Source organism: Acidobacteriota bacterium (assembly GCA_022340665.1).
Classification (GTDB): domain Bacteria; phylum Acidobacteriota; class Thermoanaerobaculia; order Thermoanaerobaculales; family Sulfomarinibacteraceae; genus Sulfomarinibacter.
Genome location: JAJDNM010000153.1, coordinates 1 through 7,488, shown reverse-complemented (window position 1 = coordinate 7,488; position 7,488 = coordinate 1). Strand labels below are relative to the sequence as shown.

The 7,488-nt window shown below is 63.7% G+C and carries 7 protein-coding genes; 4 read left to right on the top strand and 3 right to left on the bottom strand.

Annotation, left to right across the window (positions count from 1 at the left end):
- The 3 genes from LJE93_17555 to LJE93_17545 form a co-directional block, all read left to right on the top strand.
- The coding region (locus tag LJE93_17555) for an FxLYD domain-containing protein (protein MCG6950725.1) at positions 1–736 on the top strand (736 nt) is incomplete at its 5' end.
- A gap of 249 nt (positions 737–985) precedes the next feature.
- A complete protein-coding gene (locus LJE93_17550) occupies positions 986–1,387 on the top strand; it encodes a hypothetical protein (protein MCG6950724.1) in 402 nt (133 codons plus the stop codon).
- Positions 1,388–1,487: 100 nt separating this feature from the next.
- On the top strand, positions 1,488–2,372 hold the full coding sequence (locus LJE93_17545; protein MCG6950723.1) for a patatin-like phospholipase family protein: 885 nt from the start codon (positions 1,488–1,490) through the stop codon (positions 2,370–2,372).
- A 2-nt stretch (positions 2,373–2,374) separates the two neighbouring features.
- Here the strand turns inward: LJE93_17545 and LJE93_17540 are convergent, their stop codons facing one another.
- Genes LJE93_17540 through LJE93_17530 form a run of 3 tightly spaced genes read right to left on the bottom strand, consistent with a single transcriptional unit; the run spans position 2,375 to position 5,584 of the window.
- Entirely contained in the window at positions 2,375–4,810 is a 2,436-nt protein-coding gene (locus LJE93_17540) for a sulfatase-like hydrolase/transferase (protein ID MCG6950722.1), read from the bottom strand.
- Between the two features lie 38 nt (positions 4,811–4,848).
- Positions 4,849–5,307 carry a hypothetical protein gene (locus LJE93_17535; GenBank protein ID MCG6950721.1) on the bottom strand — a complete coding sequence of 153 codons (459 nt, stop codon included), beginning with the start codon at positions 5,305–5,307 and terminating at the stop codon, positions 4,849–4,851.
- A gap of 37 nt (positions 5,308–5,344) precedes the next feature.
- Positions 5,345–5,584, bottom strand: coding sequence for a helix-turn-helix transcriptional regulator (locus tag LJE93_17530; protein ID MCG6950720.1), 240 nt, complete (start codon positions 5,582–5,584; stop codon positions 5,345–5,347).
- A gap of 357 nt (positions 5,585–5,941) precedes the next feature.
- On the opposite strand from LJE93_17530, the gene LJE93_17525 reads away from it, so the two are divergent.
- Positions 5,942–7,488: S9 family peptidase (locus tag LJE93_17525; protein MCG6950719.1), on the top strand; the 1,547-nt coding region annotated here is incomplete at its 3' end.

The window sequence follows — 7,488 nt, the reverse complement described above, 5'->3', positions numbered from 1 at the left end:
ATTGATCTGCTTGACCGCAGCCCCGGGAGCGGCCGTAGACTTCCTCGGCGTCGAGCTCTGCACCGAGAGAATCGACACGGGGGTCATCCTGCCGCCGGACTCACCTCTGTCTCTGGAGAGCGCCGAGGTCGGTCGCCACGGCAACCTGGTCATCCTGCTCCACTCGAAAGAGGGCCAGGTTCTCGACCAGGTGGACGACCTGATGGCCGAAATCACTGGAATCCGAGGAGTCGGAGACGAGCGCAGGCTCGAGTGGTCGAGTGACGAGATCACGGGGTTCGCCCAGGTCATCAAGGAGGGCTACGTTGCCCTTGCCGTCGCCGCTGCTGATGGCTGCACGCCGGCGCCCGCGCAGACGCCCGGCACCCAGCCCGCCGACCCGGTCCCGATCGCGGTTCCGGCCGCGATTGGCGGAGCAGCGGTCACGAGCGCGCCCGAACCGGCTGGTGAGCCCGCAGAGTTCGAGCTCAAGGGCCGCCTGAAGCACGCTGCGGCGGACGGCGGCTGGGTCGATGTGATGGGTGTGGTGGTCAACAACTCGGGGGTCTCACACAACGTCGCGAGCTTCGATATCAGTCTCTACGACAACGAAGGCGAGCTCATCTGTGTCGACACGATCTCAGTCAATCAGCTGCGTGCGGGACAGGAGCGCGCCTTCCGCGCATCCATCCGCTGCGCGGATTACGATCCGGCTGCGGTCGCCGGCTGGAAGCTCCAGTTCGCCGGGAGTCACTGAACCGGCGAAACTCCAGGCGTGATCAAACCTACCAGGCGAGCCTCACTCTCACCTGGGTCTAAGTGCCTGATTGGCTGCGGATCGAGCGCCCCCCTCGCCAGAACATCAGCTGCAAGGCTCTCCGGCCGCCGAAAAGACCGGAACAAAATGGCCTGTTTTTCGTAAGAACGGGTGACAAGCAAATACTCGATCCCGCTCGCCCGGAACAGATGCATCGAGCGGGAAGGCATTAAAAAGGGAGAATGAAATATGAGAAACGTTTTGCGTTTTGCAGTGATCGTGTCGGTTGTCGTTTTGGCTGTGGGGAGCTCGACCCTTGGCAACGCCGCGGACTGGCAGAAGCTCGGATCCAAGGCCGTGGTTTTCAGCAACGGATCGGAGGAGCTATCGATCAAGACCAAAAACGCAGAGGTGAGTGAGATCAAATTCAAGGTGGCCGGCGATTGGACCCGCTTCGAAAGCGTCAAGCTCAACTTCGCTGACGGATCCGCCCAGATGACCGAGACCGAGATGGACGTCAAGCCTGGCGGAATGAGCGAGGCGATCGAGATCAAGGGCGGTCCGAAGGCCCTGGCCAGTGTCGACGTGTCCTGCAAGGCCGCAAGCTCGTCTCTTTCCGGCCGCGCCACCATCAAGGTCGTCGGTCACTGACCTCGATCCTCTGACACGAATGCGAGGGTCGCCGTCGGCGGCCCTTTTTCGTGCTTTGAATTCGGAAGCGTTATGATGCCCGTTGCGAAGGGAAAAGGTCATGGTACGAAACCCGGATGACCAAAACGCTCGCGCCCCCAACACGACACCGACGGTCGGGATCGCCCTCGGTGCGGGCGGGGCCAAGGGGGTCGCTCACATTCCGATGCTGGAAGCTCTCGACGAGCTCGGTGTCACTCCCCATCGCATCGCGGGCTGCAGCATCGGCGCGGTATTCGGCGCACTGTACGCCTCCGGGCTGTCGGCGGTCGAACTCAGGGACCGAATCGAACAGCTGGCGATCACGAAGCAGGACACCGTGCGGGGCGTGTTTTCCGACAAGAAGCTCTCCAAATGGTTGGACATGATCGACCCCACCATTCGCGGCAGCGGCCTTCTCAAAAGCGAATCGATCATGGACACCCTGTGTCGGGAAGCGCCATGCGAGACCTTCGAAGACCTCGCCATTCCGTTCGCCGTGGTGGCTACCGATTTTTGGGAACATCAGGCTGTCGTCATCGACTCGGGGCCGCTGCACCCGGCCATCCAGGCCAGCTTTGCCCTACCCGGGGTCTTTCCTCCGGTCGAGCTCGACGGGCGCGTGTTGATCGACGGCGGCACGGTGAATCCGGTGCCGTTCGACATTCTGACCGGCACCTGCGACATCGTCATCGCGGTGGACATCAACAGCGGCAGCCCGGCCGAGCACGGTTCGGTCCCCGGCTACTTCAGCAACCTCTTCGGGTCGATCCAGATCATGCAGCAGGCGATCGTGCGACGCGAGCTCGAGGCCCGCCACCCCGACATATATCTCAAGCCCATGCTGAAAGATTTTCGAACGCTGCAGTTCTACCGCGCCGACGAGATCTATCGGCAGGCGCAACCGGCCAAGGATCAGCTCAAACGCGAGCTGGAAGAGCGCCTGGAAGCCTGGACCTCGACCTGACCTCAATCAGTCTCGGGGGCCGCCGCGTGGGTGGCGAGATCGTGTTCGAGCTGCCGGACGAGCTCTGGCCTGTTCTGGAAACGCGCGATCTCGCCGACCCGGCGAGCGACCGCCGCTGCCTGCTTTGTATTGCCTGAAGCTGCGTGCGCCGTGGCCAATGTCGAGAGCAGCGACGGTTCCTGGAAACGGGTCAGCGCGCAAGCGCGCTCGGCCAGCTCGACCGCCTCGGCTGGGTCGCGAAGGCGGGGATCGCCGGCGTCGATCAGCAGCCACGCCAGCTGATCGAGGGCGGCGGGCTGGTTCGGCTCCAATTCGAGTGAACGCCGCAGGCTGGCCATTGCCTCACCGGTTCGGCCCTGTTCGATGTAGGTAATCGCGAGGTTGAGATGGCCGGCAGGCAGGTTCGGATCGAGCCGCACGGCCTCGGAAAAGTGGGTCGCAGCCGCCCTGAGGGCCTCCATGTCCCGGCCCTGCTGGAGAGCGATCATCCCGAGGTTGAGGTGAGCGCCGGCGTGGCCGGGATCGTATTCGAGCATCATCTCGAACTGAGTGCGGGCGGCATCGAAATCACCAGAGCTTGCCAGTAGAAGACCGAGCGTGTTGCGAGTCTCGAGGTCGTCGGGGTCGAGCATCACGGTATTCTCGAGCACCGGCACTGCCGGCTCGCCCTGGCCGAAATCGAGGAGCAGGCTACCAAGCAATCGCAGCATCGCGGGGTCATTCGAGGCCTTTTCTGCCACCGAGCGGGCAAGCTCGAGTGCTTCCCGGGTCTTGCCAAGATTGAAAAGCGCCCTGCTCAAATTGAGCTCGCCGGTCGGCGGTGACGGGTCGAGCTCGACCGCGCGGCGAAACGCATCGGCTGCTTCCTCGAGCTCACCAAGCTCGGTCAGGGCCAGTCCCTGGTCGTGCACGATCTCGTACTGATCGGGCTTGAGCGCGAGGGCACGGTCGAGCAACGGCAGGCTTTCGGCCCAGCGCCGCTGGCCGACCTTGATCTTTGCCAGGTTTCCGGCTGCCTCATAAAAGTCGGGCGAGGTCTCGAGGACCTTGAGACATTCCGCTTCTGCCTCGTCCCACCGACCAGCGGCCATCGCCAGGAAGGTGCGCTGGTGAGCGACGTGGAGAGCGATGAAATCCTTGGGATCGGGGCGCTCGGGGTCGAGGTCGACATCGGTGTCAATCGCGCTGCTCATGTAGCCGAGGGCGGCCAGCTGGTGTGCAACCACCGGATCGACGTCGATCGTCGGATCGGAGTCGGCCGCCGTGCCCTCCGAGATCATGCCGGCGAGCACGGCTCCCCACCGCCTGGCCTCGTCCGGCCGCTCGTCCACCAGATTGTCGGATTCTTCAGGATCCGGAACCAGATCGTAGAGCTCCGGGCGGTTGGTGCGAATGAAGCTCCGCCTCGAGGTGGCGACGGCGCGCAGCGGGTTGGCGCCGTAGCGGGTCGGAGTCAGGCTCTCGCAGTAGATCGGGCGCTCGGGGTCGCCTTCGACTTCACCCCGAAGCAGCCCGGAAAGATCGCGCCCATCCCCTTCCACCGGAGAAACCCTGAGGAGCCCGAGCAGGGTCGGCATCACGTCCACCAGGCCGACCGTGCCTGCAATTCGGCGGCCACCGGCGACGCCCGGGACACGCATGATGAGAGGCACCCGAACCGCGTTGCGGTAGACGAAGTAGGTGTGGGTGAGCTCGCCGTGCTCACCGAGTAGCTCACCGTGATCGCCAACCACCACCACCGCGGTGCTCTCATCCAAGCCGAGCTCGTGCAGCGTCTCGAGCAGGCGACCGATTTCGGCGTCGGCATAGGCGACCTCGCCGAGGTAGGGATTGTCGGCAAACCGAGAGGCCCAGGGCTCCGGCGGCTCATACGGCTCGTGCGGATCGTAGAGGTGAACGAAGAGGAAGAAGGAACCTTCCGCGTGCGATTCGAGCCAGCCTATGGCGCGGTCCATCGTCTCACCACCGCGCCGCTCGGCACCGAAGATGCTGCGGCGCGTCGCCACCAATTCGTCGTCCCAGTGGTCGAATCCCTGCGCAATGCCAAACCGGCGGTCGAGAACGCGCGAGCTGATAACACCGACGGAGCTGTCGACCCTCTCGGCGAGGGTCTCGGCCAGTGTCGTGAGGCCGGGATCGAGACGGTGGCGGAGGTTCCCGCGCACGCCGTGGTGCTGGGGGTTCAGCCCGGTGAAGAGCGAGCTGTGGGCCGGCATCGTGATCGGCACCGGCGAGATCGCAGTCTCGAAGAGCACTCCTCCGGCGGCAAATTCATCGAGATTCGGGGTGGCGCCTGTGTCGCTCCCGTAACACCCGAGCGCATCAGCCCGGCAGGTGTCGATGCTGACCAGCAGGACGTTTTCGATCTCGTGCGCGCCGCCGCAGGCCAAGGCAGCCGCAACGGTGAAAAGCACAACGATCCGACTGAATGCCGCCATCCACGCATCATACCGGTGCGCCGGCCGTCAGCCCCGGTCTATCCGGCTTCCCGATCGCCCTTCTGTTTCCCCTCGTACACTCCAGCACCGGCAATCATCGCGATCGGAAGCTCGATCGATTCGAAGCACGCCTCGAGGAATGCGAGCCGGGCAGGGATCAGACCCAGGTTGGCCAGATTGACGAACAACGAGATCAGCCAGGCGATGAAAAACGCGGACGCGATGAGCGCCGCCTTCGTCCCGACGCCGTACATCGGACGCAGCGAGGCATAGAGCCAGATCATGATCGTGCAGTTGAAAACAGCAACAAAGCTGTTGATCCAGTAATTCGGACCGCTCAGAAGAGGCATTTCGATCGCCTCCAGCCACATCTCCGCGCTGGTCTGCCCGAAGAAGACCTGAGCGAGAACATGCTCCACCAGGATCTCTACCGCTATCCACACAACGAACATGACCACACCTGCGAGCAGCATCCTTGGGACTTTGATTTCGTTCATGACAACCTCCGCAACGGATACACAAGGGTCTTCGCGTTCATTCGTGGAACTCGGTCTCTGCTTTCGAGAAATCCTCGAACTGAAATACCTCTTCGATACCGACCCCAAAGACCTCGGCAATCTTGAATGCGAGCTCCAGAGAGGGCCCGTACTTGGCCGCTTCGATGGCATGAATCGTCTGCCGGGTGCAGCCCGACCGACGGGCCAGCTCCCGCTGCGTCATCTCACCGTTTTCGAAGCGCAGCCTGCGGATCTGATTCTGGATGACCTTCTTCATGCGGCACACCCCAACACCCAGGTCAAAAATACTTTACATAAAGTAAATTATATTTGTCGTACTGTCAAGTATTTTTTTCTCACTGGGGGGAGGCACCGCATGACTAGAGCCGCGATCGGTGATCAAACAACGGCAGCAGAGGGTACCGACGCGGGCGCCTCCGCGAGTTCTTCGAGAAACTCATCGGCTTCTCGTTCCTGAGCCGAATTTCTCACGAAACCCGTTGACTCTCTCCTCGAGTCCGGGATAGGTTGACGTGGTCAGTTGAAATTGCCGAAGATCCGTCGACCACCGTCCCGAGAACGGCGCCGTTGCTGGTCGATCCGAACGGCCCACCCTGACCCGAGGAGGCGAGCCATGTACCGAGTCGTGAGCACGTTCGTCGTCGCGATATTGATGTTCATTCCCGTCGCCATCGCCACCGACATCCCGACCCAGCCGACAGAGGGATGGCAATCGCCGCCCCGGGAGATCATGGAGGTCCTGTACGCGCCCCAGCTGCCGTGGGTGTGGACGTCGCTCACGGGTGAGCACCTGCTGCTGGCCGATCCGGTGCTCTACCCGCCGCTGGCCGAGATGGCCGGGCCCATGCACAAGCTGGCCGGCATCCGGGTCAACCCGACCGTCAATTACTACCACGGGCGGCACGGCGCCACCTCTCCTCGCCTCGTTACGGTCGAGGGAGGCGCTGAAAAGGCTCTCCCGCTGCCGGAAGATCTCGAGGTCCTCGGCGTCGACTGGACCGCCGACGGCACCCACTTCGCCCTCACCGTCAGGGAGGCCGACCACCTGGGCCTGTGGGTCGGCTCGATCGCCGGCGATCTGAAGAAAATCGACCGCGTGGCCGTCAACCCGCTGCTCGGCACCGGGGTGGTTTGGACGCCGGACCAGAAGCACCTGCTGGTCCTTCGCGTGCCGGATCGGGGCGCGCCGCCCGAGCCGCCACCGATTCCCGCCGGCCCGGAGATCCAGGAGGGCAAAGGCGCCAAGAGCCGTTCCACCTACGAGTCGCGCAACCTGCTCGAGACCGCCCACGACGACGCCCTCTTCTCCTACTACATGACCTCCGAGCTGGCGGTGGTGGAGCCAAATGCCGGCACGCTCGAGATCCTCGGAAAACCCGCCGCCTATACCACCGCCGATTTCTCGCCCGACGGCGAGTACCTGCTCGTCGAGTACCTGGTGGGTCCCTGGTCCCACGCGGTGCCCTGGTGGCGCTTCGCCAGCGAGGTGGAGGTGTGGGACGCCACCGGCAAGAAGGTGGCTACCGTCGCCTCCCTGCCCCTGGCCGACGAGGTGCCCATCCACGGCGTGCCGCTCGGACCGCGCTCTGCATCGTGGCGTGCCACCGCGCCGCACGAGCTGTTCTGGGTCGAGGCTCTGGACGGCGGTAACCCGGTCGCCGAGGCCGATCACCGCGACCGACTCATGCGGCTCGACGCACCTTTCACCGGCGAACCTGAGCAGGTCTTCAGGGCCGAGCACCGCATCCTCACCTCGCAACTCCGGTGGGGCGCCGAGGGCGGCACACTGATGCTCACCCAACGCGAGCGCATCAAACGCTGGCGCTACACCTGGCTCCTGGATGTCGATAAGGGAACCTCACGGCTGTGGTTCGACCTCAACGAAAGTGACCGATACAACTCACCCGGCTCCCCCCTGACTCGCGCCCTACCCAACGGCGAGCGTGTGCTGCACCAGAAGGGTGACGCGGTCTACTTCTCGGGCAGCGGTGCCACCAAGGAAGGCGACCGGCCGTTCCTCGACCTGCGCTCCCTGGAGACCGGCGAGAACGAGCGCCTCTTCCGTTGTGACCCGGAACGCTACGAGATATTCGTGGATTTTGCCGGAGGCGAGGACAGCTTCGTGATGCGCTCCGAGTCTTCGGTGGACGTTCCCAACTA